22 protein-coding genes are annotated in these 24,408 nt (G+C 70.7%); 14 read left to right on the top strand and 8 right to left on the bottom strand.

Annotated elements, in window-relative coordinates; translation table 11 throughout:
- Positions 1-15: 15 nt before the first annotated feature.
- From ADK66_RS16785 to rny, 8 genes are all read left to right on the top strand, one after another.
- The gene (locus tag ADK66_RS16785) at positions 16-1,356 is read left to right on the top strand and encodes an aminotransferase class I/II-fold pyridoxal phosphate-dependent enzyme (RefSeq protein WP_053656335.1); all 1,341 of its coding nucleotides are present in this window, start codon (positions 16-18) and stop codon (positions 1,354-1,356) included.
- Between the two features lie 327 nt (positions 1,357-1,683).
- Positions 1,684-2,388, top strand: coding sequence for a UdgX family uracil-DNA binding protein (locus tag ADK66_RS16780; RefSeq protein WP_053656333.1), 705 nt, complete (start codon positions 1,684-1,686; stop codon positions 2,386-2,388).
- A gap of 207 nt (positions 2,389-2,595) precedes the next feature.
- Positions 2,596-4,008, top strand: coding sequence for an MFS transporter (locus tag ADK66_RS16775; RefSeq protein WP_053656331.1), 1,413 nt, complete (start codon positions 2,596-2,598; stop codon positions 4,006-4,008).
- A gap of 4 nt (positions 4,009-4,012) precedes the next feature.
- The gene (locus ADK66_RS16770; RefSeq protein WP_053656329.1) at positions 4,013-4,213 is read left to right on the top strand and encodes a DUF3046 domain-containing protein; all 201 of its coding nucleotides are present in this window, start codon (positions 4,013-4,015) and stop codon (positions 4,211-4,213) included.
- 184 nt (positions 4,214-4,397) lie between these two features.
- Positions 4,398-5,444 carry a recombinase RecA gene (gene recA, locus ADK66_RS16765; RefSeq protein ID WP_053656326.1) on the top strand — a complete coding sequence of 349 codons (1,047 nt, stop codon included), beginning with the start codon at positions 4,398-4,400 and terminating at the stop codon, positions 5,442-5,444.
- 14 nt (positions 5,445-5,458) lie between these two features.
- Entirely contained in the window at positions 5,459-6,151 is a 693-nt protein-coding gene (locus ADK66_RS16760) for a regulatory protein RecX (protein WP_053656324.1), read from the top strand.
- A 34-nt stretch (positions 6,152-6,185) separates the two neighbouring features.
- Positions 6,186-6,908, top strand: coding sequence for a 3-keto-5-aminohexanoate cleavage protein (locus tag ADK66_RS16755; protein WP_053656405.1), 723 nt, complete (start codon positions 6,186-6,188; stop codon positions 6,906-6,908).
- Between the two features lie 567 nt (positions 6,909-7,475).
- Positions 7,476-9,242, top strand: a complete 1,767-nt coding sequence (rny, locus tag ADK66_RS16750; RefSeq protein WP_053656322.1) for a ribonuclease Y — start codon at positions 7,476-7,478, stop codon at positions 9,240-9,242.
- Between the two features lie 85 nt (positions 9,243-9,327).
- On the opposite strand, the gene ADK66_RS16745 is transcribed toward rny, so the two are convergent.
- The 4 genes from ADK66_RS16745 to ADK66_RS16730 are packed head-to-tail and all read right to left on the bottom strand — an operon-like array spanning position 9,328 to position 12,729.
- A complete protein-coding gene (locus tag ADK66_RS16745) occupies positions 9,328-10,296 on the bottom strand; it encodes an amino acid ABC transporter permease (RefSeq protein WP_053656320.1) in 969 nt (322 codons plus the stop codon).
- Positions 10,293-11,000, bottom strand: coding sequence for an amino acid ABC transporter permease (locus ADK66_RS16740; RefSeq protein WP_053656317.1), 708 nt, complete (start codon positions 10,998-11,000; stop codon positions 10,293-10,295). The genes ADK66_RS16745 and ADK66_RS16740 overlap by 4 nt, the downstream gene beginning before the upstream one ends.
- Positions 11,001-11,036: 36 nt before the next feature.
- Complete coding sequence (locus tag ADK66_RS16735; protein WP_053656316.1) at positions 11,037-11,915, bottom strand: glutamate ABC transporter substrate-binding protein; 879 nt, start codon at positions 11,913-11,915, stop codon at positions 11,037-11,039.
- A gap of 58 nt (positions 11,916-11,973) precedes the next feature.
- Positions 11,974-12,729, bottom strand: coding sequence for an amino acid ABC transporter ATP-binding protein (locus tag ADK66_RS16730; RefSeq protein WP_053656313.1), 756 nt, complete (start codon positions 12,727-12,729; stop codon positions 11,974-11,976).
- A 194-nt stretch (positions 12,730-12,923) separates the two neighbouring features.
- Here ADK66_RS16730 and selD point away from each other — a divergent pair, with 194 nt between their 5' ends.
- Complete coding sequence (gene selD, locus ADK66_RS16725) at positions 12,924-13,913, top strand: selenide, water dikinase SelD (RefSeq protein ID WP_053656311.1); 990 nt, start codon at positions 12,924-12,926, stop codon at positions 13,911-13,913.
- A gap of 244 nt (positions 13,914-14,157) precedes the next feature.
- Positions 14,158-14,637 (top strand): hypothetical protein, encoded by a 480-nt coding sequence (locus ADK66_RS16720; RefSeq protein WP_053656309.1) that lies wholly within the window; start codon positions 14,158-14,160, stop codon positions 14,635-14,637.
- A 60-nt stretch (positions 14,638-14,697) separates the two neighbouring features.
- Here ADK66_RS16720 and ADK66_RS16715 read toward each other — a convergent pair whose 3' ends face one another.
- On the bottom strand, positions 14,698-14,946 hold the full coding sequence (locus tag ADK66_RS16715) for a DUF2277 family protein (protein WP_053656307.1): 249 nt from the start codon (positions 14,944-14,946) through the stop codon (positions 14,698-14,700).
- 56 nt (positions 14,947-15,002) lie between these two features.
- On the opposite strand from ADK66_RS16715, the gene miaB reads away from it, so the two are divergent.
- Positions 15,003-16,517: a tRNA (N6-isopentenyl adenosine(37)-C2)-methylthiotransferase MiaB gene (gene miaB / locus ADK66_RS16710; RefSeq protein ID WP_053656305.1), complete on the top strand. Its 1,515-nt coding sequence runs from the start codon at positions 15,003-15,005 to the stop codon at positions 16,515-16,517.
- 62 nt (positions 16,518-16,579) lie between these two features.
- Here the strand turns inward: miaB and ADK66_RS16705 are convergent, their stop codons facing one another.
- The 3 genes from ADK66_RS16705 to ADK66_RS16695 form a co-directional block, all read right to left on the bottom strand.
- The gene (locus tag ADK66_RS16705; RefSeq protein ID WP_053656303.1) at positions 16,580-17,950 is read right to left on the bottom strand and encodes a cellulose binding domain-containing protein; all 1,371 of its coding nucleotides are present in this window, start codon (positions 17,948-17,950) and stop codon (positions 16,580-16,582) included.
- 321 nt (positions 17,951-18,271) lie between these two features.
- Positions 18,272-19,879, bottom strand: a complete 1,608-nt coding sequence (locus ADK66_RS16700) for a cellulase family glycosylhydrolase (RefSeq protein ID WP_053656300.1) — start codon at positions 19,877-19,879, stop codon at positions 18,272-18,274.
- A gap of 436 nt (positions 19,880-20,315) precedes the next feature.
- The gene (locus tag ADK66_RS16695) at positions 20,316-21,524 is read right to left on the bottom strand and encodes a DUF349 domain-containing protein (RefSeq protein ID WP_053656298.1); all 1,209 of its coding nucleotides are present in this window, start codon (positions 21,522-21,524) and stop codon (positions 20,316-20,318) included.
- A 201-nt stretch (positions 21,525-21,725) separates the two neighbouring features.
- On the opposite strand from ADK66_RS16695, the gene ADK66_RS31465 reads away from it, so the two are divergent.
- The 3 genes from ADK66_RS31465 to dapF are packed head-to-tail and all read left to right on the top strand — an operon-like array spanning position 21,726 to position 24,254.
- Entirely contained in the window at positions 21,726-22,475 is a 750-nt protein-coding gene (locus ADK66_RS31465; protein ID WP_053656297.1) for a class III extradiol dioxygenase subunit B-like domain-containing protein, read from the top strand.
- 8 nt (positions 22,476-22,483) lie between these two features.
- Positions 22,484-23,395 carry a tRNA (adenosine(37)-N6)-dimethylallyltransferase MiaA gene (gene miaA / locus ADK66_RS16685; protein ID WP_053656403.1) on the top strand — a complete coding sequence of 304 codons (912 nt, stop codon included), beginning with the start codon at positions 22,484-22,486 and terminating at the stop codon, positions 23,393-23,395.
- 7 nt (positions 23,396-23,402) lie between these two features.
- Positions 23,403-24,254: a diaminopimelate epimerase gene (dapF, locus tag ADK66_RS16680; protein WP_053656295.1), complete on the top strand. Its 852-nt coding sequence runs from the start codon at positions 23,403-23,405 to the stop codon at positions 24,252-24,254.
- The last annotated feature ends 154 nt before the right edge of the window (positions 24,255-24,408 follow it).

Here is a 24,408-nt window from a genome sequence, read left to right as displayed (position 1 = left end):
TACAATCTCTTATTTGTGTCAGCACGCTATCAGTTCACCGGGGCGACAGCCGTCGCTATTTCGGCCAGCATCGAGTCGGGCATCCGTACGGGCGCGCTGCCGCCGGGTGCCGCCCTGCCGCCGGTCCGGGTGCTCGCCGCCGAACTCGGTGTCAGCCCTGCCACCGTCGCCCGCGCCTACCAGGAGCTGCGGCAGCGCGGCGTGCTCGTCACCGCCGGGCGACACGGCACCCGGGTCCGCCCCCGCCCGCCGGTCGCCGCCAGCCGCTCCGCGCTGCGCCCTACGCCGCTGCCCGGCGCCCGTGACCTGTCCCGAGGTGAACCCGACCCCCGACTGCTGCCCACTCTCGGGCCGCACCTCGCGGCACTCGCCGCCGACGCCGGCCCGCCGGTCGGCTACTCCCACTCCGGAGTGCTCCCCGAGCTGGCCGAGGCCGCCCGCGCCCGGCTGAACGCCGACGGCGTGCCGGCCTCGGAGATCACCCTCACCGGTGGCGCGCTGGACGGCATCGAACGGCTGCTCGGCGCCCACCTGCGCCCCGGTGACGCGGTGGCGGTGGAGGATCCGGGCTGGGCCAACCTGCTCGACCTGATCGCCGCCCTGGGGATGCGTCCGATCGGCGTACCGGTCGACGACGAGGGGCCACTGGCGGCCGGGGTGGCAGCCGCGCTGGCCGCCGGTGCCCGGGCGCTCGTGGTGACCAGCCGGGCGCAGAACCCGACCGGCGCCGCAGTCTCCGCCGTCCGGGCAGCGGAGCTGCGGACGCTGCTCGCCGGTCGACGGGACCTGCTGCTCATCGAGGACGACCACGCCGCCGAGCTGGCGCGCGTACCCCTGCACTCTCTTGCGGGTGCGGCAGCGAGTTGGGCGTTCGTGCGCTCGGTGAGCAAGCCCTTCGGTCCGGACCTGCGGCTGGCGGTGCTTGCCGGTGACGCGACCACAGTGGCCCGGGTGGCCGGCCGGACGCGCGTCGGCGCCGGCTGGGTGTCCACAGTGCTGCAACGGCTGGTTCTGGCGCTCTGGCGGGACCCGGCGGTCACCGAGCTGGTGCACCGGGCGGCGCAGAGCTACGAGCTGCGGCGCGACGGGCTGGTGGCCGCACTGGCGGAGCACGGCCTGACCGCGTACGGCCGCAGCGGCATCAACGTCTGGCTGCCGGTGGCGGACGAGACAAGCGCGGTGACAGCGCTGCGCGACGCCGGCTGGGTGGTGGCCCCCGGGGCCCTCTACCGGATCGCCGCCGCACCAGCCGTACGCATAACGGTGAGCCCTCTGACGACAGACGACCTGATCCCCCTGGCCGAAGCCCTGACCCAAGCCACAAACCCCACCCCACCCCCGAACTTCCCGACCTGACCCTGACCCCACCCCATCTCTCCCGCGATCTTGCACTTTGGGTCGCGGAGATGCCCTTCATGGGGTGTTGGTCCGGGCAGGAAGTGCAAGATCGCGGGGGTTCGAGGTGGGCGGCGTGGGTATGCGGGCGCCGGAGGTGGGGGTCTTGGCTTCAAATGGGGCGCGTAAGGGAGTCTGGATCGCGGTGGCGGTGGTGGTCGTCATCATCGTCATCGTGCTGATCGCGATGGCCTCGGGTGGGGATGGCGGTGGCGGCGGGTACTGACGCGGGAGGCACGGCCAGGGCGTACCCGGCAGTCGGCATCCAAGGGGTATATAACAGTCGGCATGGCCGAGCAGACCGGGAGCGCTCCGGGCGCCCAGCGGTTCATCCCGCCCGACGCCGACACCATCGACGAGCTGCGCACCGCGGCCGGCGGCTGTCGGGGCTGTGAGCTGTATCGGGACGCCTCGCAGACGGTCTTCGGCCGAGGCGACGAGAGCGCCCGGGTGGTGCTTGTCGGCGAGCAACCAGGCGACATGGAAGACCAAAAAGGTCTGCCCTTCGTCGGCCCCGCCGGCCGGTTGCTGCGCCGCGCTGTCGACGACGCGGCGCTCGATCCCGGGCAGCTCTACCTCACGAACGCCGTAAAGCACTTCCGGTTCGAGCTGCGCGGTAAGCGACGGATCCACCAGACCCCCGACCAGGTGCACATCACCGCGTGCCGGCCCTGGCTGGTCGCCGAGTTCGCCAGGCTGCGTCCGGAGATCGTTGTGGTGCTCGGCGCGACCGCCGCGAAGGCGCTGCTCGGCCCGTCCTTCCGGGTCACCCGGCAGCGGGGCGAACTGCTGCCCTGGCCCGAATCGGCCCAGCGCCCGGAGGACTTCCAGCGCGTGCCGGTGGACAACGCTGGAAAGCGGGCCGACGCGCCCTCGGCCCGGCTGCTGGCCACCATCCACCCGTCGGCGGTGTTGCGGGCCGACGACCAGGACAAGGCGTACGAAGGGCTTGTCGCCGACCTGACCGTCGCAGCCCGCGCCCTGCGCGGCTGACGAGGGCCGTACGGTCGGCGAAGCGACAGTGTGCTGTGGGCCAACGCCGTTGGTGAGAAGGGGACCGCGTAGCCGACCCGGCATCCGCCGGCGGATGCCGGTCGGTGTGGCCCGATACGACGAGCACCGGATCGGTCGCCGGCGAAACCGGTTTCCGCCGGTCGGCGCGGGTGCGCGAGGATGGGTCACCCGTCCCGAGGAGCGTCGATGGCCACCGACCTGACCGCGCCGCGTACCGCCCGACCTGACGTCGCGTCGATCCAGCGGCGGACCCTGCGCCTGCTCTTCGGCACCCAGGTCATCGGCGGGGTCGGGGTGACCATCGGCATCGCCGTCGGCGCGCTGCTCGCCGCCCGGATCGCCGGCACCGCCGTGGCCGGCATCGCGCAGAGCGCCGGCGTGGTCGGTGCGGCGCTGCTCGCCATCCCGGTCACCCGGATCATGGCCCGGCACGGCCGCCGACCGGGTCTGGTCGTGGCGTACGCGGTCGGTGCCGTCGGCGGTGTGCTCGTGGTGCTGGCGGCGGCCACCCGCTGGGTGCCGCTGCTGTTTCTCGGCATGCTGCTCTTCGGTGGTGGCACCGCCGCGAACCTGCAGGCCCGCTACACGGCGGTGGACCTCGCCGAGCCGACCCGGCGGGGCCGGCAGCTGTCGGTGATCATCTGGGCCACCACGATCGGCGCGGTGGCCGCCCCGAACTTCGCCGCGCTTGCCGACCGGGTCACCACAGGCTGGGGGCTGCCGCCGCTGGCCGGCCCGTTCGCGTTCAGCGCGGCGGCGTTCGTGTTGGCTGGCGGCGTACTCCTCGTGTTGCTCCGGCCCGACCCGCTGCTCACCGCGCGCCGAATCGCGGCGACCGCCGCACCGGCCGTCGCTGCGCCGACCACCACCGTGCCGACCACCGACGCACCGGCCGCCGCCGTGGTGGCGGAGGCGCCGGCTGTCGGCGGCCAGGTCGGCGGTGATGCGACGCCGGCCGCCGCGCCGGTCGGGGCGCGCGTGCCGCGCGGCGCCGGGATGCGGGCGGCCTGGTCGGTGGTACGCGGGCAGCCCGCCGCCCGGCTCGGCATCGCCGCCGTGGCGGTCGGTCACCTGGTGATGGTGGCGGTGATGGCGATGACCCCGGTCCGGCTCGGTGAGTCGCACGCCGACGCGGACGTGCTGCGACTGGTCGGCATCGTGCTGAGCCTGCACATCGCGGGCATGTACGCGTTCTCGCCGATTGTGGGCTGGCTCACCGACCGGCTCGGACGGCGGGCGGTGATCCTCGGCGGGGTGGGGTTGCTGCTGGCCGCCTGCGCGGTCGCCGGAACCGCCGGGCACCACACGCCCCGGCTCTCGGTCGGGCTGGTCCTGCTCGGGCTGGGCTGGTCGGGAACGATGGTGGCCGGCTCGACGTTGCTGTCCGAGTCGGTGCCGGCCGGCGTGCGGCCGAGCGTGCAGGGGCTGTCCGACCTGACCATGGGGCTTGCCGGTGCGGGTGCGGCAGTGGCCGCCGGGTTTGTGATGCAGGTGGCCGGCTATCCGGTGCTGACCCTGCTCGCGGCGGTCGCGACAGTGCCCCTTGTGGCGCTAGCGTTGCGCCCGGTGCCGACCGGGGCATCGGACGAGGAGGGTTGATCACGTGCGGCTGACCGACTTCTGGACGCGCTTGGAAGAGGCGTTCGGGCCCGGCTACGCGGCGAGCATCGCCCGCGACCAGGTGCTGACGCAGCTCGATGGAAGGACCATCGAGCAGGCGTTGGCGTCGGGGGAACAAACGCATGTGGTGTGGCGGGCGGTCTGCGCCGCGTACCCCGACAGAGTGCCCGCGCGACTACGCTGAGCAGCCTTTTCTTCGCTTCCGCGTGTCGCTTGTCGAGTCGTACACCTGTTCGGCTATTGTCCACAGCGGGGTGCTCGTCCACAGCTCGCGGCCCGTCGGCTGGTTTTCTGTCGGACCTAGCGCCTAGCGTGTCCGCGTGACGCGAAGCTCAGCAAAGACGCCGGCGAAGGCAGGGGTGGCAACCATGGCAGCAGGGCCTGACCGGGAGAAGGCACTCGACCTTGCTCTCGCTCAGATTGACAAGCAATTCGGCAAGGGCTCGGTGATGCGGCTGGGTGACCGGCCGGTCGTCCAGACCGCAATCATTCCGACCGGCTCCATCGCGCTCGACGTTGCCCTCGGCATCGGCGGCCTGCCCCGGGGCCGGGTGGTCGAGATCTATGGTCCTGAGTCCAGCGGTAAGACCACGGTGGCGCTGCACTCGGTGGCCAGCGCGCAGCGGCTCGGCGGCATCGCCGCCTTCATCGACGCCGAGCACGCGCTCGACCCGGAGTACGCGAAGGCCCTCGGGGTCGACACCGACGCGATGCTCGTCTCCCAGCCGGACACCGGTGAGCAGGCGTTGGAAATCGCGGACATGCTGATCCGCTCCGGCGCGATCGACATCATCGTGATCGACTCGGTGGCGGCCCTGGTGCCGCGCGCCGAGATCGAGGGCGAGATGGGCGACAGCCACGTGGGCCTCCAGGCCCGGCTGATGAGCCAGGCACTGCGCAAGATCACCGGTGTGCTCAGCAACACCGGCACCACGGCGATCTTCATCAACCAGCTGCGGGAAAAGATCGGCGTCATGTTCGGCAGCCCGGAGACCACCACCGGTGGTCGGGCGCTGAAGTTCTACGCCTCGGTCCGGCTCGACGTGCGACGCATCGAGAGCCTCAAGGACGGCACCGACGTGGTCGGCAACCGTACCCGGGTCAAGGTCGTCAAGAACAAGGTGGCGGCCCCGTTCAAGCAGGCCGAGTTCGACATCATGTACGGCAAGGGCATCTCGCGCGAGGGCTCGCTGATCGACGTCGGCGTGGAGCAGGCGATCATCCGCAAGTCCGGTGCGTGGTACACGTACGACGGTGACCAGCTCGGCCAGGGCAAGGAGAAGGCCCGGGAGTTCCTGAAGGAAAACCCGGACGTCGCGGCCGAGATCGAGAAGAAGATCCTGGAGAAGCTCGGCGTCGGTGTCGGCGCGGGTGACGCCGCCGGTGGCCCGGAGCTGCCGCCGGTCGACTTCTGACCGGTCGCTGACCCATGGCAGGACGACGCGCCCGTACGGGGCGGGGCTGGGATGCCAGTCCACCCCGTACGGGCGACGCCGCCGATTCGCCGCGCCCCCGCCGGGGGCGCCGGGCGGCCGAACAGCAGGCGGACGAGCCTGCGCCCACACCGCGCGACGAGTCCGAGGTGGCCCGGGAGATTTGCCTGCGCCAGCTCGCCGTCCGGCCCCGCACCCGTGCCGAGCTGGCCGGGGCACTGGCCAAGGGGGGCATCTCCGAGCAGGTGTCGGCCGAGGTGCTCGACCGGTACGACGAGGTCGGCATCATCGACGACGCCGCCTTCGCCCGTGCCTGGGTGTCGAGCCGACACACCGGGCGTGGCCTGGCCCGGCGGGCGCTCGCCAACGAGCTGCGCCAGAAGGGCGTGGACGGCGAGGTGGCCACCGAAGCGTTGGGTGAGCTGGACGAGGAGACCGAGGCGGCGACCGCCCGCGCCCTGGTGGACCGCAAGCTGCGTACCGCCCGTGGTGAGCCCGACGCGGTCTTCCGCCGGCTGGTGGGAATGTTGGCCCGCAAGGGCTACCCGCCCGGTGTGGCGATCCGCGCGGTGAAGGACGCGCTTGCCGCGCAGAGCGCCGAGGCTGCCGAGTTCGCCGAGCAGATAGACGCCGACGCGCTCGCCGACGCCGAAGGTGAACTGGACCGCGACAACCGACCGGTCGAGTGAGCGACGCGAGATGGTGCCGAAAGGTGTGGCACGGATGTTGAAGGCGTGTCTGAACGGCGGGCGCAGCCGGGACGACCACCCGGCCGTGCCGGTCACCCCGGCGGAGCTGGCGGCCGACGCGGCCCGCTGCGCGGCGCTCGGCGTCGCGGCCGTGCACGTCCATCCCCGTGACGCCTCCGGCGCCGAGTCGCTGCGTCCCGCGGTGATCGCCGATGCGCTCACCGCGATCCGCGCCGCCCAGCCGGGGTTGCCTGTGGGGGTGAGCACCGGCGCCTGGATCGAACCCGATCCGGCCGACCGGGTGGCCGCTGTCCGGGCCTGGTCGGTGCTGCCCGACTTCGCCTCGGTCAACGCCCACGAGCCGGGTGCCGAGGCGGTCGCAGCCGCCCTGCACGAGCGTGGCGTGCTCGTCGAGGTGGGGCTCTGGACGCTGGACGCGGTGACGGCCTACCAGGGCTGGCGGGTGCCGGTCGGGCGGATCCTCGTCGAGTGCATGGCCGAGGAGGTGCCGGTGGCGCTGGCCGACGCCGGGCGGATCCTCGCCGCGACGGCCGTCGGAGAGGCGACCTCCGCTGCCGGCCCTCCTGTGCTTCTGCACGCCGAGGGGCCGGCCACCTGGGCGGTGCTCGCCGAGGCGGTCAGCCGCGGCCTGCACACAAGGATCGGGATGGAGGACACGTTCCTGTTGCCCGACGGTGCCCGGGCGTCGGGCAACGCCGCGCTCGTCACGGCCGCGCTGGCGGCCGGCGCACGCTGACCACCGGACTCCCGGCCAGTTCCGCGCTCAGGGGCGGCGGCAGTGTCGCAAAGTCGGCTCAACGCACGGCGTCGCCCTCGCTGAACAGGCACGACACGTCGATCGGAGCCGTCGGCTCGCCGAGTTTGTCCCGGCGTATCCGACACCACATCAGCTTTGGGTGACGCCGCAACTTCTCTCCGTTTGGGGGGTTTGATCATGAGTCCTTGACCGGAGTGCCCCCGGAGACCTAGCCTCGCCATACAGGCTCACATTGCCCGACCAGCGCAGGCTAAGCGCACAACATAGATCGCGTAACAGAACAGCATCACTTTGGCCGCCTCCGCGGCCTTTGGCGGCAGTACCGGACTGGCCGGTCCGGCACGCCGCGACAACTGCACCCGGTCGCCGACGATGCCCGAGGGCACCGCCGGCGGAGAGAGCTACCCACGGCCAGCCGCTCCGGTCGGGCGTCCACAGCCGCAGGAGTGTGCCTTTGGCACAGTCGCTGCGGTCTTGACGTTCAGGGGAGGCGGCCATGACGGGGCGGCGGCACAGGTTCACCGGTAGACCCAGCGGGGTCCCGGCATGAACGCCCTCGACGTCGTGCTCCTCGCGGCCGTCCTGATCCTCGCCGTGGTGGTGGTCGCGGCGGTGCTGTTCGGCGTCCGGGCGCTGCGCCGGATGAGCGCGGCGCCGGCCCCCGAGGATCCCGCGTTCATCGCCGAGAAGGACCGTCAGGAGCAGTCCCTGGCCGCTCTGCGCAATGCTGCGGACCAGGCGAACAGCACGATCGACGTGGCGAAGTCGGCGGCTGCCGCCGCGCGTACCGAGGCGGCGGCGGCGAATGCCGAGGCGAAGGCGGCACGGGCCGAGGCCCGGCGGATGCTCGACGACGCCCGCGCCGAGGCCGACACGGTGCTGGAACGGGCGCACAAGCAGGCCGAGATCGACGCCGAACAGCTGCGGACAGCAGCCCGCCGCAGCGGCGAACGGGAGGTAGCGGTTCTCGCCGCCACGACCCGGGAGCAGGCCGCGGAGGTGGAGCGCCGGGCAGCCCGCATGGACGAGCGGGAGCGGCTGCACACCGAGGAGGTGGAGCGGTTCGCCGAGCGGGAACGGCAGCTCACCGCGGCGAGCGCTGCGCTCGCGGCCCGGGAGTCGGCTCTCACCCAGCGCGAGGCCGAGCTGGCCGAGTCGGAGGAGCGGCGCCGACGGGAGCTGGAGCGGGTGGCCGGCCTCACCGCCGACGCGGCCCGTCTGGAGCTGGTCGAGGCGATCGAGACGTCCGCCAAGCGGGAGGCGGCGCTGCTGGTGCGCGACATCGAGGCCGACGCCCGCAACACCGCCGAGCAGCGGGCCCGGCACATCGTCGTGGACGCGATCCAGCGGGTGGCCAGCGAACAGACCGCCGAGAGCGTGGTCAGTGTCCTGCACCTGCCGGGCGACGAGATGAAGGGCCGGATCATCGGCCGGGAGGGCCGCAACATCCGCGCCTTCGAGTCGGTGACCGGGGTCAACCTGATCATCGACGACACTCCGGAGGCGGTGCTGCTGTCCTGCTTCGACCCGGTACGCCGGGAGGTCGGCCGGCTCACCCTGGAGAAGCTGGTGCTGGACGGGCGGATCCACCCGCACCGGATCGAGGAGGTCTACGACCTGGCACGCCAGGAGGTCGAGGCGCTCTGTCTCCGGGCCGCCGAGGACGCGCTGGTCGAGGTCGGCATCACCGAGATCCACCCGGAGCTGGTGACCCTGCTGGGCCGGTTGCGCTACCGCACGTCGTACGGGCAGAACGTACTCAAGCACCTGGTCGAGACGGCGCACATCGCCGGCATCATGGCGGCCGAGCTGCGCCTGGACGTGCCCACCATCAAGCGGTCGGCGTTCCTGCACGACATCGGCAAGGCGCTCACGCACGAGGTGGAGGGCAGCCACGCCATCATCGGCGCGGACCTGGCCCGCAAGTACGGCGAGCACGAGGACGTGGTGCACGCCATCGAGGCGCATCACAACGAGGTGCCGCCGCAGACCATCGAGGCCGTGCTCACCCAGGCGTCCGACGCCTGCTCGGGTGGGCGGCCGGGCGCTCGGCGGGAGAGCCTGGAGGCGTACGTCAAGCGGCTGGAGCGGATCGAGGAGATCGCTGCCGGCAAGCTCGGCGTGGACAAGGTCTTCGCCATGCAGGCGGGTCGGGAGATCCGGGTCATGGTCAAGCCGGACGACGTGGACGACATCGGGGCGGCCGTGCTGGCCCGCGATGTGGCCAAGCAGATCGAGGAGGAGCTGACCTATCCGGGTCAGATCCGGGTGACGGTGGTCCGCGAGTCCCGGGTCACCGAGATCGCCCGCTGATCCGGGTCCTCGACACCTGTCGAGCCGAAGCGAAAGGGCCAGCCCGGATGCCGGGCTGGCCCTTCTGCTTTGTGTGCGGGGGTGGTCAGACGCCGCCGGCGCCCTCGGCCTGGGACATCAGGGCCGCGGGCGGCGGGGCCTGCGCCGGGGTGTTCGCGGTCTTGCGTCCCCGGGCGAGCCGGCGCTGGACGTACTGCGCGAGCTTCGACAGCGAGTAGTTGACAGCGATGAAGAGGACGGCGATCACGACGTACACCTGGATGGGGTTCTCCAGGGCGCCGATGATCTGCTTGCCGATGTTCAGGGTCTCCTCGTAGCTGATGATGAAGCCGAGCGAGGTGTCCTTGAGTACTACCACGAGCTGGCTGATCAGCGCCGGCAGCATGATCCGGAACGCCTGGGGCAGGAGGATCATCCGGGTCGACTGGAACGGCGAGAGACCGATCGCGGATGCGGCCTCGGCCTGCCCGCCGGGCAGGCCCTCCATGCCGGAGCGCAGGATCTCGCCGATCACCACCGAGTTGTAGATCGTGAGGCCGATGACCAGATACCACAGGTTGTCGAAGGTGACGCCGAACTCGGGAAAGCCGCGGGCCACGAAGAAGATGGTGATGACGACAGGCAGGCCGCGGAACACTTCGACGCAGACCCGGGTGATCGCCGACAGCAGGCGGCTCAGACCGCGCAGCAGGTACGACAGTGGCGTGGCGAACCCGGTGAACTTGCGGCTGGTCAGGCTCTTGAGCTGGATCCGCAGCAGCGCCAACAGCGTGCCGACGACAAGCGAGGCCACGATGGCCAGCGCCGCCGCGATCAGGGTGTTCTTGAAGCCGATGCCGATCCGCTCCCACACGAGGGTGAAGTTCTCGTTGGAGGGGTCGATCAGCGGACCCCACAGCTCCATCGAGAACTGCCCCTTCTCGTCCAGGGGCCGGTAGATCAGGAAGTACGCACCGACGAGGAGGGCCAGCCCGGCGATGACGCTGCTGATGAGTGTGACCCGCCGCTGCCGGGGCCCGGGAACGTCGTAGAGGACGCTTGTCTGCTGACTCATCGGGCCACCGCCTGTCGCTTCTCGATCCGGTCCAGCAGGGTGCCGAGCGGCACGGTCATGATCAGGTAGCCGACCGAGATGCCGATGGCCACCGGGATGAAGGCGTAGCCTTCGGCGCCGGTGAGCTGGTCGGCTGTCGCCGACAGATCGCCGACCACACCGAAGAAGCCGGCAAGCGCCGAGTTCTTGATCATCGCGATGATCACGGAGCCGAGTGGCACCACCGAGGCCTGCCAGGACTGCGGCAGCACCACGTAGCGCAGGTTCTGCCCGAAGGTCAGGCCCAGCGACCGCGCGGCTTCCGCCTGGCCGGCGGGCACCGCGTTGACCCCGGACCGCAGCGCCTCGCAGACGAACGCGGCGGTGTAGAGCACCAGGGCGATCAGCGCGAACCGGAAGTACGGCAGGTCGGTGCCGAGCCGGGTGAACAGCGAGTCGATCACCGGGATGCGGAGGAAGTCCGCGTTGGAGCCGAGCGCCGGCAGACCGAAGGCGGCGAAGAACATCACCACTGTCAGCGGCAGATTACGGAAGACGTTCACGTAGGTGGTGCCGACCGCGCGCAACGGCGGCACCGGAGAGATGCGGAGCACCGCCACGATGGCGCCCAGGATGAGGGCGCCGATCGCGGCGAGTAAGCAGATCTGGAGGGTGAGCCAGAAACCACCCGCAAAGACGTCGAACTTGTCGATGAGCACGTTCACGGGTCGGTGTTCCTCCCCACCCTCCAGATCGAAGGATCAGTAGCGGTTGATGGTGGGCGCGGAGCCCAGCTCGGCGCCGAACTTGCCGGCGGTGTCGTCCCAGGCCTTCTTCCAGCTGCCGTCGGCGACAGCCTTGTCCAGCGTGTCGTTGATGAAGCTGCGGAAGTCGTTGTCTTCCTTCTTCACACCGATGCCGTACGGCTCCTTGGTGAAGTTGGGGCCGGCCAGCTTGAAGGACGCCTCGTCCTTGGCGATGTAGCCGAGCAGGATGACGTTGTCAGTGGTCACGGCGTCGACCTGGCCGCCCTTGAGGGCGTCGCGGCACTTGTCGTAGGTGTCGAAGAGCACCAGCTGCGAGCCGACGTCCTTGACGTACTTCTTGATCTCCTCGGCCGGGGTGGAGCCGGTGACCGAGCAGACCTTCTTGGTGCCGTCCTTGAAGGAGTCCGGGCCGGTGATCGCGGCGTCGTCCTTCTTGACCATGATGTTCTGGCCGGCCTCGTAGTACGGGCCTGCGAAGGCGATGCGCTCCTTGCGCTTGTCGTTGATCGTGTAGGTCGCGGCGACCAGGTCGACGGTGCCGTTGACGATCACGTCCTCGCGGACCTTCGACGGGGCTTCCACCCACTCGATCTTGTCGTCGGAGATGCCGAGCTCCTTGGCGATGATCTTGGCGATCTCGACGTCGAAGCCCTCCGGCTTGCCCGACAGGCCCTTCTGGCCGAAGCCGGGCTGGTCGAACTTGGTGCCGATCTTGATCTTCTGGGCCTTGTTCAGCTTCTCCATGGTGCTGCCGGCCGCGAAGGACTTGCTGCCGGAGCCGGTGCCCTCCGCGTCGTCGTCGCCACCGCAAGCGGTGAGGCCGAGCGCCAGAGCGGCGGCAGCGGCGATTGCCGCAACGCGCTTGATACGCATATTTTTCTCCTTCATCAACGGAGCCCACCGGGGGGCGGCGCGCTCCAACTACGGACGCCTAGTGCGTGAGGATCTTGGAGAGGAAGTCCTTGGCCCGCTCGCTGCGCGGGTTGGCGAAGAACTCCGCTGGCGGGGCGTCCTCGACCAGCTGCCCGTCGGCCATGAAGATGACCCGGTTCGCGGCGTGCCGGGCGAAGCCCATCTCGTGGGTGACCACGACCATCGTCATGCCGTCGCTTGCCAGTGAGGTCATGACGTCGAGCACCTCACCGACCATCTCCGGGTCCAGGGCGCTTGTCGGCTCGTCGAAGAGCATCGCCTTGGGCTGCATGGCCAGTGCCCGGGCGATTGCCACCCGCTGCTGCTGGCCACCGGAGAGCTGGGCCGGGAACTTGTCCGCCTGGTTGGCGATGCCGACCCGGTCGAGCAGAGCCAGGCCGCGCTCGCGGGCGGCCGCCGGCTTCTCCTTGCGGACCTTGACCGGGCCGAGCGTGACGTTTTCGAGGATCGTCTTGTGGGCGAAGAGGTTGAAGGACTGGAAGACCATGCCCACTTCGCTGCGGAGCTTCGCAAGCGGCTTGCCCTCGGCCGGCAACGGCTGGCCGTCGAAGGTGATGGTGCCGGAGTTGATCGGTTCCAGTCGGTTGATGGTGCGGCACAGCGTCGACTTGCCGGAGCCGGACGGGCCGATCACCACGACCACCTCGCCCCGACCCACCGACAGTGAGACGTCGTCCAGCACGTGCAGCGGTCCGAACCACTTGTTGACCGCGTCCAGCACGATGAGCGGTTCGCCCGTGGTCACGTCGTCCACCGTCCCTGTCGTCTCCCAAAGCGGGGGCCGGATGGCCCCTGGTTGGGGCAACTGTAGGCGGCGTGACGTGGCGAAATGCAACTCGGTTGGTCACGGAGCGGTAACACCGCTGCCGCTCGCTGCCCGGCGTCCAATTTCGGTCAGCGGCAGCGGCGGTGGTGGCAGCATCAAAGAGTAGCCGAGATCATAGGAAGATGAGCGAATCGGTGAGGCTGACCCGCTATGCCCGCGGCGGGGGATGCGCCTGCAAGATCCCCCCGGGCGAACTGGAGATCATGGTGGCGGGTCTCGGCCCGGCCACCGGCACCGCCGAGCTGCTGGTCGGCCTCGACCACGGCGACGACGCGGCGGTGGTCCGCCTGGACGAGCGGACCGGCCTTGTCAGCACCGCCGACTTCTTCACCCCGGTCGTCGACGACGCCTACGACTGGGGGCGCATCGCCGCCGCCAACGCCCTCTCCGATGTGTACGCGATGGGCGGCGTCCCGCTTGTCGCGCTCAACCTGCTCTGCTGGCCGCGCGACGTACTGCCGCTGGAGTTGGCCCGGGAGGTGCTGCGCGGTGGTCAGGATGTGGCCCGGGAGGCCGGCTGTCACCTGGCCGGCGGGCACAGCGTGGACGACGACGGCCCGAAGTACGGCCTCGCGGTCACCGGAACTGTCCGCCCTGAGGAGTTGATCACACTCGACGCCGGGCGGGCCGGGGTGCCGCTGTCGCTGACCAAGCCGCTCGGCGTGGGTGTGCTCAACACCAGGCACAAGGCCACCGGCGAGAGCTTCCCGGAGGTGGTGGCCACGATGAGCGCGCTCAACCGGGACGCCGCCCGGGCCGCGGTCGCCGCAGGCATCCGCTGCGGCACCGACGTGACCGGGTTCGGTCTGCTCGGGCACGCCTCGAAGATGGCCCGCGCCAGCCGACTCACTGTGGCCATCGACACGGCCCGGGTGCCATATCTGGCCGGCGCGCGGGAGGCGCTGCGCGACGGGTACGTCAGCGGCGGCACCCGCCGTAACCTGGACTGGGTCACCCCGTGGACCGATTTCGGCGCGGCCGGCGAGGACGAGCGGCTGTTGCTCGCCGACGCCCAGACCTCCGGTGGTCTGCTGGTCGCCGGTGAGCTGCCGGGCGCCCCGGTGGTGGGGGAGCTGCTGCCCCGTGGCGAGCACATGGTCGTCCTGCGCTGACCGTTGCCGGGCTTCCCACCCGGCCGGCGGCAGGCCGTCGACACGCTGCTCCGGTGGTGCCGGCGACGCACCATACCCGATAAACTGTCATCTTCTGGCTACTCCGAGCAATGCCGCTCAGGGAAATTTTGCCCGGAATGGTCACAGACCGGTAACTTGCCCCCGGCTGAGGTCATATGCCCCCCACCATCGTCAGTAAGGCCCGATCCGGAGGCCGGTGGGACGAACGCAGCGAGGAGGCGGAATGACCGAGCTGTGGAACTGGAGAATCGACCGGGCACGACCCGTGGAGGTCTACCCGGCACTGGCCGAGGCACTCGGTCGGGTAGTGATGCCGCTGGCCGTGGCCGACCCGGCCCGGCTGCCGGCGTACGCGGTGGTGTGCGACGTCTGGCAGGCGCCGGGCGAGTTCGCCACGGTGGTGGATTGCTACGGGGTGCCCGAGCAACTCGCCGAGCACCCCAGCATCGCCGCACTCGCTCGAATACTGGGGCGCAACTGCCTGCTACGCGACGACACGCTCGACGCGGGGCGACACCTGCTCGTCACCCCGGACGGCACGGTCCGCCCGGTGCACTTCGACGTGCGGGACACCGACGACGGCGAGGTACTCAGCCGGCAGCGGCTGTGCACCCTCGCTGACCCCGGCTGCCGGGGCTGGTCGCAGTGCCACCGTTCACGCTGGGCGCCCGACACGGTCGCGCCGGCGCTCGCCGCGGCCTGACCTTACGCGCGTCAGGCCCGGCCGGCCGGGCCGCGCTGGGGTGTGCAACCGCGCCGGCGATCAGTTGGAGACGGCGGCCGGCTGGTCGGCGGCGGCCGGTGCGGCACCACGGACCACCAATTGGTCGAGCAAGGTGCGGGTGGCCTCGGTGACGGCGGCCACCGCGGCGTCGAACGCGGCGGCGTTGTGCGCGGCGGGCGCCCGGAAGCCTGAGATCTTTCGGACGTACTGCAACGCCGCCGCCTCGATGTCCGCGTCGGTCACCTGCGGGGTGAACGGCTCACGCAGGGTCTTGATGCTCCGGCACATGTCGGTTGCTCCTCGGTTCGGGGCGATCCGGTCGACCCGGATACGCTGTCCTGGTCATGACTACCGCAGCGGCGGGCAGCCCGCGCACCTATCAGGTGCGCACCTACGGCTGCCAGATGAACGTGCACGACTCCGAGCGCATCTCCGGCCTGCTCGAACAGGCCGGCTACGTGCGCGCGCCCCAGGCCGACGACACGCCAGACGTCGTCGTCTTCAACACCTGCGCGGTGCGGGAGAACGCCGACAACCGCCTCTACGGCAACCTCGGTCATCTGCGCCCCGTGAAGGACAAGCACCCCGGCATGCAGATCGCCGTCGGTGGCTGCCTGGCCCAGAAGGACCGGGGCGAGATCGTCCGCAAGGCGCCCTGGGTGGACGTCGTGTTCGGCACCCACAACATCGGTTCTTTGCCGGTGCTGCTGGAGCGGGCCCGGCACAACGCCGCCGCCGAGGTGGAGATCCTGGAATCCCTCGACGTCTTCCCCTCCACGTTGCCCACCCGCCGCGAGTCGACGTACGCCGGCTGGGTTTCGATCTCGGTGGGCTGCAACAACACCTGCACGTTCTGCATCGTGCCTTCTCTGCGGGGCAAGGAGAAGGACCGCCGCCCCGGCGACATCCTCTCCGAGGTGCGCGCGCTTGTCGACGAGGGCGTGCTGGAGGTGACACTGCTCGGGCAGAACGTCAACTCCTACGGCGTCGAGTTCGGCGACCGGTACGCGTTCGGCAAGCTGCTGCGCGCCTGCGGCGACATCGACGGGCTGGAGCGGGTCCGGTTCACCAGCCCGCACCCGAAGGACTTCACCGACGACGTGATCGCGGCGATGGCCGAGACGCCGAACGTCTGCCACTCGCTGCACATGCCGTTGCAGTCGGGCTCCGACGACGTGCTGCGCGCGATGCGCCGGTCGTACCGCTCGGAGCGCTACCTGGGGATCATCGAGAAGGTCCGGGCGGCGATGCCGGACGCGGCGATCACCACCGACATCATCGTCGGGTTCCCTGGCGAGACCGAGGCGGACTTCCAGCGCACCCTGGACGTGGTGCGCGAGGCCCGGTTCTCGTCGGCATTCACCTTCCAGTATTCGAAGCGCCCCGGCACCCCCGCCGCCACAATGGACGGCCAACTGCCCAAGCAGGTGGTGCAGGAGCGTTACGAGCGGCTGATCGCCACAGTGGAGGAGATCACCTGGGCGGAGAACAAGCGCCTGGTGGGGGAGACCGTCGAGGTGCTCGTCGCGGTCGGTGAGGGTCGCAAGGACGAGCGGACGGGCCGGATGTCCGGCCGGGCGCGCGACGGTCGGCTCGTGCACTTCGCGACCGAGGCTCCCGGCGGGGAGTCGCTCGCCGGCCAGATCCGGCCGGGGGACATCGTTAACACCACGATCACGTACGCCGCGCCGCACCACCTCAACGCCGACGGGGCGCCGGTTGCGCACCGCCGGACCCGGGCCGGCGACGCCGCCGAGGCGGGACGCTCACCGCGTACCCCCGGGGTGTTGCTCGGTCTGCCGACGCTCGGCGCACCGCCGGTCGCGCCGGCGCCCGCCGCGGGCTGTGCCACCCACTAGTGCAAGGAAGGGCCCCCTGTTAAACGCCAGGCGTTAACAGGGGGCCCTTCCTTGCACATAGCTCAGACAGTGATCCGTCCGGCGCCGGCGCCGGCGGTCACGATGGACTTGACGTTGCTCGCCGTGTCCAGTTGGTAGGAGTACGGGATGCTGGCGACACTGCCGCCGGTCTGCCCGGTGGGTGAGTTGACGAAGTGGTTGTTGCGGGCGACGATGCGGCCCGGGCCGGAGTCCCCCTCACCGAGGTGGTACGTGTCTCGGACGTTCTCGAAGTAGTTGCCCTCGACGAGCACGCCGGCGTTCTCGGTGGAGGCCACGCCGTAGCCGCCGTTGGCCCGGTAGTAGTTGTTGAACACGTGCACGGGGTTGCCGAAGCGCACCCGGGGGTTGCGCTGGTTGCTGCCGTCGAACCAGTTGTGGTGGTAGCTGACCCTCAGGTGACCGATGTCCTGGCCGCCGTTGTCGTCGCTGTGGCCGAGCAGCATGGTCTTGTCGTGGTTGAAGACCCGGTTCCACGACACGGTGACGAAGTCGGAGCCGCGCTTGATGTCGACAGCGCCGTCGTACCCGTTGCTGAAGGTGTTGTGGTCGATCCAGATGTTTGTGGCCGACTCCTGCACGTTGATGGCGTCGTCGTTCCAGTCCCGGAATGTCAGGTTCCGGATGATGACGTTGCGGTCGCCGCTGATGTTGAGCCCGCAGCCGGCGATCGTCGCGCCGGAGTTGCCGAGGATGGTCTTGTTGGACCGGACCCGCAGCATGCCTGAGCAGGAGATCGTCCCGGACACCCGGATCACCGCGGAGCCGGTGGCGTTCAACGCGCTGGTGAGCGCCGAGGCGTTGGTGACTGTCGTCGTGGGCGCACCGCCGCCGCCGGTGGTGCCGCCGTTCTGGGTGGCCCAGCCGACCAGCCCGGTCTGCGGCGGAATGCTGGGCACCGGGTCGCTGGGCAGCGGGTTGCTCGGCGTCGGCGTGCTGGGCGACGGGTTGGCGGGTGTGGTCGGTGTGGTGCCGCCGGTGCAGGCCACGTTGTTGAGGGTGAAGCTGGTCGGCAGCGGGTTGCTTGCGTTGTTCCAACTCGCGTTGAAGCCGAACGAGGCGCTGCCGTTCGTGGCCAGGTTGCCGTTGTAGTCGACGTTCGTCGCGGAGACCTGACTGCCGCTCTGCGAGACGGTGGCCCCCCACGCCTGGCTGACCTGCTGCCCGGCCGCGTACGACCAGCCCAGCGTCCACCCCGAGACGGGATCGCCGAGGTTGGTGACGGTGACGTTGCCGGTGAACCCGCCCGGCCACTGGCTGGCGACGGAGTAGGCGACCTGGCAGCCGGCGGCGGCCTGTGCCGAGACGGCGGTCAGGAGGCCTGCGGTGAGCAGGGTGGCGGTGGCCGCGGCGGTGGTGGCGAGCAGCGTCATCCGACGCTGTGCTGTGCGCATGCTGCTTCCTTTCGGTACGGCGGACGGACCGTCGCGACGCCCATGCCCATGGGCGGCGAGGTGGCCCGGGCTCTGAGGTCCCGTGTACGCCGGTGCGGTTCGGTGCGGAGAGCGGCTCCCGCGCTCGCGCCCGCCCGCATCGAAAGGCAAACGCTTTCCCGATGGAAACATAGAAGGAACTGGATGTAAATGCTCCGTGCAGCCGGGGTGCGCCGCCCTGCGGAGGGGGCCCGGCCCCGGTGGTCGACCACGGGCCGTCGGCGCTCGAAGCGGACCCGAGGTGGCCGGTGCCCTCGGCGTGGGCGCCGGCCACCTCGTGGCTCAGCAGCTGACGCCGTTGAGCCTCACGGTCGCCGGGGCGCTGGCCGTACCGTTGGCGGTGAAGCCCACGGTGATCGATGCCCCCGCCGCCAGGGACGGCGCGTGGCTTGGCGCGGCGGCCGTGACCGTCGTACCGGCCTGCGTGACGGTGGCGTTCCATCCACTGCCCAAGGTCACGCCGGACGGCCAACTCCAGGTGACCGACCACGGATTCACCGCCGCGGAGCCGGTGTTCTTCACGGTCAACTCGCCCTGGAAGCCGCCCTGCCAGGCGTTGACCTGCCGGTAGGTGGCCGTGCAGGCACCGGTCGGCGGGTTGGTGGGGCCGCCGGTAGGCGTGGCCGTGGGCGTAGCGGTCGGCGTCGGACTGGAACCGCCGCCGGACGGCGCGATCAGGTACGGCTGGAGGATCGCCTGCTTTGCGGTGTTGATGTTCGTCCAGTCGTCCAACGCGATGCCGCCGGTGTCACCGGAGTTGGGGTTCCACGACCAGTAGGTGAAGGACATCCCGTTCACCCCCGTGCCGGTGTACGCCATCAGCTTCTCCAGCCACACCTTGTCCCGGGGGTCGGCCAGGGTGCTGCCGAACTCGCCCATCATGATCGGGGCGATGTTCTGCTTGTGCAGGTAACCCCAGTACTTGTCCCAGATGGCCGGCATGTTGGCCGGGTAGTCGGCGGCCTTGAACCACTCCTGCTCGTAGACGCTCGTGGCGTACTCGTGCGGTGAGTAGACCAACCGGTTCGCCACGTTCAGCCGTACCGGGAACTCGCCGGCCTTCGACAGGTTGCCACCCCACCAGCCGCAGTCCTCGTCGTTGCTCGGGTCGTTGTCCCACACGTTGGAGAGGCCACCGCTGGGGCAGCTCACCCCCTCCACGAAGATCAACCAGTTGGGCTGGACACCGAGGATGGCGTTGCCGGCCCGCTCAGCGGCCAGCCGCCAGTCCCGGGTGGTGTCGCCGCAGCCCCAGCACGCGCCGGTGGCCGCCGGGTTGGTGCCCTCGGCGTGCGGCTCGTTGTGGAGGTCAGCGCCGATCACCGTGGGGTTGCCCGCGTACCGCTGGGCCAGCATCTTCCAGTCGTTGATCCAGGTCGCCTCGGAGACCGTCGACGTGTACCACAGTGGCGACTGCCCGGCGGCCGTCGGACGGTGCCGGTCCAGGATGATCCGCATCCCCTTGCTGCCGGCGTAGTCGATCACCTTGTCCAGGATCTGCAACGGCGACAGCCCGATCAGGTCCGGGTTCACGAAGTCGTTGATCCCGCTGGCGGTCGCGCCCGGCTTCAGCGCGTCGTTCGAGTACGGCACCCGCAACGTGTTGTAGCCAAGGCTTGCCATCTTGTCGAGCTGTCCCCGCCACGGGTTGTTCGACCACAGCCCGTGGAAGGTCTTGTTGTCGGTTTCCATGCCGAACCAGTTGATGCCTGTCAACCGGACCGTGGTGCCGGTGCTGTCCACGATCTTGTTGCCGTTGGTGTGCAGATAGCCGGTACCCGTGCCAGCGGCGACGGCCGGGCTGGTGCTGACCGCGGCGGCGATGAAGACGCCGGCCGCGGCGGTGGCGAGCGCGGTCAGCGCACCGCCGAGAGCTTTGGGACGGAACATTCGAGCTCCACTTCGGAGGCCCGACGCTGGCCAGGGTGGCCGCGCGGGCGGGCGGCCGTCGGCACGTCACGCTCCCTTTGGGTACGCGGACAGTGCGCGACGGTCCATGTCACGCGGACGGGGACACTCGCGACAACACACCGGCGACCCGTGACGGCGGTGTCCCGCCGTCGTTGCCCTCGTGCCGGTGGCCCAACCTGGCTCCGCCGCTCATTCTCATCAGCGCAGCTCAATGCGTCAACCGGGACGCCCACCTCCCACCTCCCGCTCCCGCCTCCCGGCAAGATCCACACAACATCGTGGATATTGCTGCTTCCCGCGCGTCGGAGGCAGCAACTTCCCTGAAGTTGTGTTGATCTTGGCGCGGGGCGCGGGGCGCTGACATGCGGGAGCCCCCGACCCAGTCAAGGGTCGGGGGCTCCCGGAACGCTTCAGGTCAGCCGGCCTGCTCGGCGAGCTGGAGGAACTGCCGCTTGGACGCGAGGGCCTGCTCGGCCTCCTTGATCCGGCGGGTATCACCGGCGCTCTGCGCGCGGGCCAGCCGCTCCTCGGCCTCGGCCACCTGGGCACGCATCTGGGCGAGCAGCGGGTTGTCCTCCTTGGTGGTGCGGCGCCACGCCGAGTCCATCACCTCGCGGACCTTGTCGTCGATGGCGCGCAGCCGGCGCTCCAGCCCGGCGGCGGCTTCGCGGGGCACCCGACCGGCCTCGTGCCACTGTGCCTGGATCTCCCGCAGCTTGGCCTGGGCGCCCTTCGGGTCACCGTCGATGTCGAGTGCCTCGGCCTCGGCGAGCAGGGCCTGCTTCCGTTCCAGGTTGCCGCGCTGTTCGTTGTCCCGGGCGGAGAAGACCTCGCTGCGCCGGCTGAAGAAGGCGTCCTGCGCGGCCCGGAACCGTTCCCAGAGCTTCTGCTCGGACTCCTTCGAGGCGCGCGGCGCGGCCTTCCACTGCGTCATCAGTTCCTTGAGCTGGTTGGCCGTGGCCACCCACTCGGTGGAGTCCTTGAGCTTCTCGGCCTCGGCGACCAACTCTTCCTTGACGGTCTGCGCCTGCTTGCGCTGCGCGTCAAGGGTGGCGAAGTGTGCGCCCCGACGCCTGGTGAAACCGTCCCGGGCGGCGGCGAAGCGCTTCCACAGCTCGCCGTCGGCCTTCTTGTCGACCCCGCGGATGGTCTTCCACTCGTCGAGGATCTCCTTGAGCCGGTCCCCGGCGGTCTTCCAGCCGGTGGACTCGGCGGCCAGCTTCTCGGCCTCCTCGACCAGCGCGGTCTTGCGGGCCAGGGCCTCACCGCGAGCGGCGTCCCGGGCGGCACGGGCCTCGGCCGCCTTCTCCTCGGCGAGGGTGGCCAGCTTGTCCAGCCGCGCGGCGAGGGCGTCGATGTCGCCGACCACGTGGGCCTCGGGCAGCGTGGCGCGGATCCGCCGGATCGTGCTCAACGAGTGCCCGGCGTCCGCCGCGCCCGAGTTGAGCCGTGCCTCAGTCAGGTCCACTTCGGTGACAAGGTCGGCGAAGCGCCGTGCGAAGTGCGCCAGGCCCTCCTCCGGTGCTCCCGCCTGCCAGGAACCGACCACCCGCTCGCCCTCGGTGGTCTTGACGTAAACGGTGCCGTCCGCGTCCACCCGTCCGAAGGCAGTCCAGTCGCTCATGTGCCCATCCTCGTTCTCCCGGCGCCGGGAGAATCGTCCCCCGTCGCCGCCACGGCGCAGCCAAGTTACTTCCGGCATTGTCACAGGTCCGACCCGGTCCGCGTCGAGCGCCTATCGCCGACCGTGACCATACGGTGTCCTAGGGCCCGATTGACCGGATCGGCGCGGAGACGCACCGGTGATTCCCGCTACGGTGAACAGGTGCCACTGGTCGCCGCTGCCGTCTGCCCCCATCCGCCCCTGCTCGTGCCCGAGGTGGCCGGTGCCGCCGCGCCGGAGTTGGACGACCTGCGGGCGGCCTGCGGGACCGCCGTACGCCGACTGGTGGCCGCGAACCCGGACACTGTGGTGCTGCTCGGCGCCGGCCCGGCGTCGGGTCCGATCCGGCCTCCGGCCACCGGGTCGCTCCAGCCCTGGGGTGTCGATCTGGACGTGCCGCTGCGCCCCGGTCAGCCGGACCGGGGCGCAGTGCTGCCGCTGAGCCTGACCATCGGCGCGTGGCTACTGAACCAGCACGCCGCGTCACAGCCGAACCACCACGCCGCGTCACTGCCGGCCGGCGCACGGGTGACAGCGGTGCAGGTGACCGCCGACGCCGGTCCGGCCGAGATGGCCGCGCTCGCCGAGGACGTCGCCGCCGCCGGTGACCGGGTCGCGCTGCTGGTGCTCGGCGACGGGTCGGCCTGCCGCGGCGAGAAATCCCCCGGGTACGACGATCCACGTGCCCTCGCGTACGACAAGCGGGTCGCGACGGCCCTGGCCGGGGCGGACCTGGACGGTCTGCGTGGCCTCGACCCGGGGTTGTCGGCGCAGCTCAAGGTCGCCGGCTGGGCGCCCTGGCAGGTGCTCGCCGGAGCCGCCCGGTTGGCGGGCGGGTGGCGGGGGGAGCTGCTGTACGAGGCGGCGCCCTACGGCGTGGCCTACTTCGTGGCGTCCTGGGAGCAGGTGTGAGCGGCGGCATGGCCGGCACGGTCGTGGCGGTGGTCGGGCCGACCGCGGCGGGCAAGTCGGCGCTCAGCATCGCGTTGGCGCACGCCCTGGGCGGTGAGGTGGTCAATGCGGACTCGATGCAGCTCTACCGGGGCATGGACATCGGCACCGCGAAGCTGACTCCCGCCGAGCAGGACGGGGTGCCGCACCACCTGCTCGACATCTGGGAGGTCACCGAGCCGGCCAGTGTCGCGGAATACCAGCGGTTGGCCCGCGCGGCGGTGGACGACATCCTGGCCCGAGGGCGGGTGCCGCTGCTGGTCGGCGGCTCAGGGCTGTACGTGCGGGCCGTGCTGGAGCGTTTCGAGTTCCCCGGCACCGACGCGGCGCTGCGCGAACGGCTGGAACGGGAGTTGGCCGAGGCTGGCCCGGCACCGCTGTACGCGCGGCTGCGCGCCGTCGACCCGGCCGCCGCCGAGGGGATCCTGCCCGGCAACGGTCGCCGGATCGTCAGGGCGCTGGAGGTGATCGAGTTGACGGGTGCGCCGTTTGCGGCGTCGCTGCCGGAGCCGACGCCGTACTACAGGTCGGTGCAGATCGGGGTCGACCTGGACACCGGTCTGCTGGACGAGCGGATCGCCACGCGGGTGGACCGGATGTGGGCAGATGGCCTGGTGGCCGAGACCCGGGAGTTGCTGGGTCGAGGGCTTGCCGAGGGGCGTACGGCCAGCCGGGCGCTCGGCTATCAGCAGGTGTTGCGGTTGTTCGCAGGTGAGCTGACCGAGGCGCAGGCGCACGACGAGACGGTGCGGGCCACCCGCCGCTTCGTCCGCCGCCAGCGTTCCTGGTTCCGGCGCGACCCGCGGGTCCAGTGGCTGGATTCCTCGAGGTCGGACGTGATCGAGGCCGCCCTGGGTGTGCTGCCCGCCGCTGCGCGATGATGGGTGTGTGCAGTTCACCAAGGGCCACGGCACCGGCAACGACTTCGTCCTCCTCCCCGACCCGGACGGTCAGCTCGACCTGACTCCAGGGCTGGTCGCGGCGCTCTGCGACCGGCGGCGGGGCATCGGCGCGGACGGGGTGCTGCGGGTGGTCCGGGCCGCCAAGCATCCGGACGGCGCCGGGCAGGCCGGCGAGGCCGAGTGGTTCATGGACTACTGGAACGCCGACGGCTCGTTCGCCGAGATGTGCGGCAATGGTTCGCGGGTGTTCGTCCGTTACCTGGTCGACAACGGGCTTGTGACTCCGACCGGCGAGGCGTTGCCGGTGGCCACCCGGGCCGGCGTGGTGCGCGCGCTGATCGAGGGGGACACGGTCGCCGTCGAGATGCGCCGCCCCCGGCTGTACGACGACTCCACCGCCACCCTCGGCGGCCGGACGCTGCCCGGCACGGCAGTGGACGTCGGCAACCCGCACCTGGTCTGCGTCCTGCCGGCCGACCTTGAGTTGGGCGCGCTGGACCTCACGACCGCGCCCGGTTTCGACCCGGCTGTCTTCCCGGCCGGGGTCAACGTGGAGTTCATCGTGGCCGGCGAGCCGGTCGACGGCGTCGACGAGCACACCCTCATGCGGGTGTACGAGCGCGGCAGCGCGGAGACGCTCTCCTGCGGCACCGGCGCGTGCGCGGTGGCCGCCGTGGCCCTGCGTGACGCGGGCCGGGGCACCGGAGTGGTCGCCGTCGACGTCCCCGGTGGCCGGGTCACGGTCACCGTCACGGAGGATTCCTGCTGGCTGTCCGGTCCGGCGTTGCTGGTGGCCACGGGCGAGGTCGACCTGGGCGCGCTCCTGGCCGCTGCCTGACTCCGCGCTGCCGCGGACGGTCCGTCGGCCGCTGCCTGCTGTGGTCGGCCCGCTGCCTAGTGCCTCGTCTTTGAACGTTGATCGTGTAATCCGTTGGTTCTGAGGATGTGTCGGGCAGGCTGTCTCCCATCGTTTCTGGTCTGGGAGGTGGTGG

This window comes from Micromonospora sp. NRRL B-16802 (genome assembly GCF_001279555.1).
In the GTDB taxonomy this organism is placed as follows: Bacteria; Actinomycetota; Actinomycetes; order Mycobacteriales; family Micromonosporaceae; genus Micromonospora; species Micromonospora profundi.
Note: the sequence above shows the minus strand (reverse complement) of the source record. Positions and strands in the feature narration are given on the sequence as shown.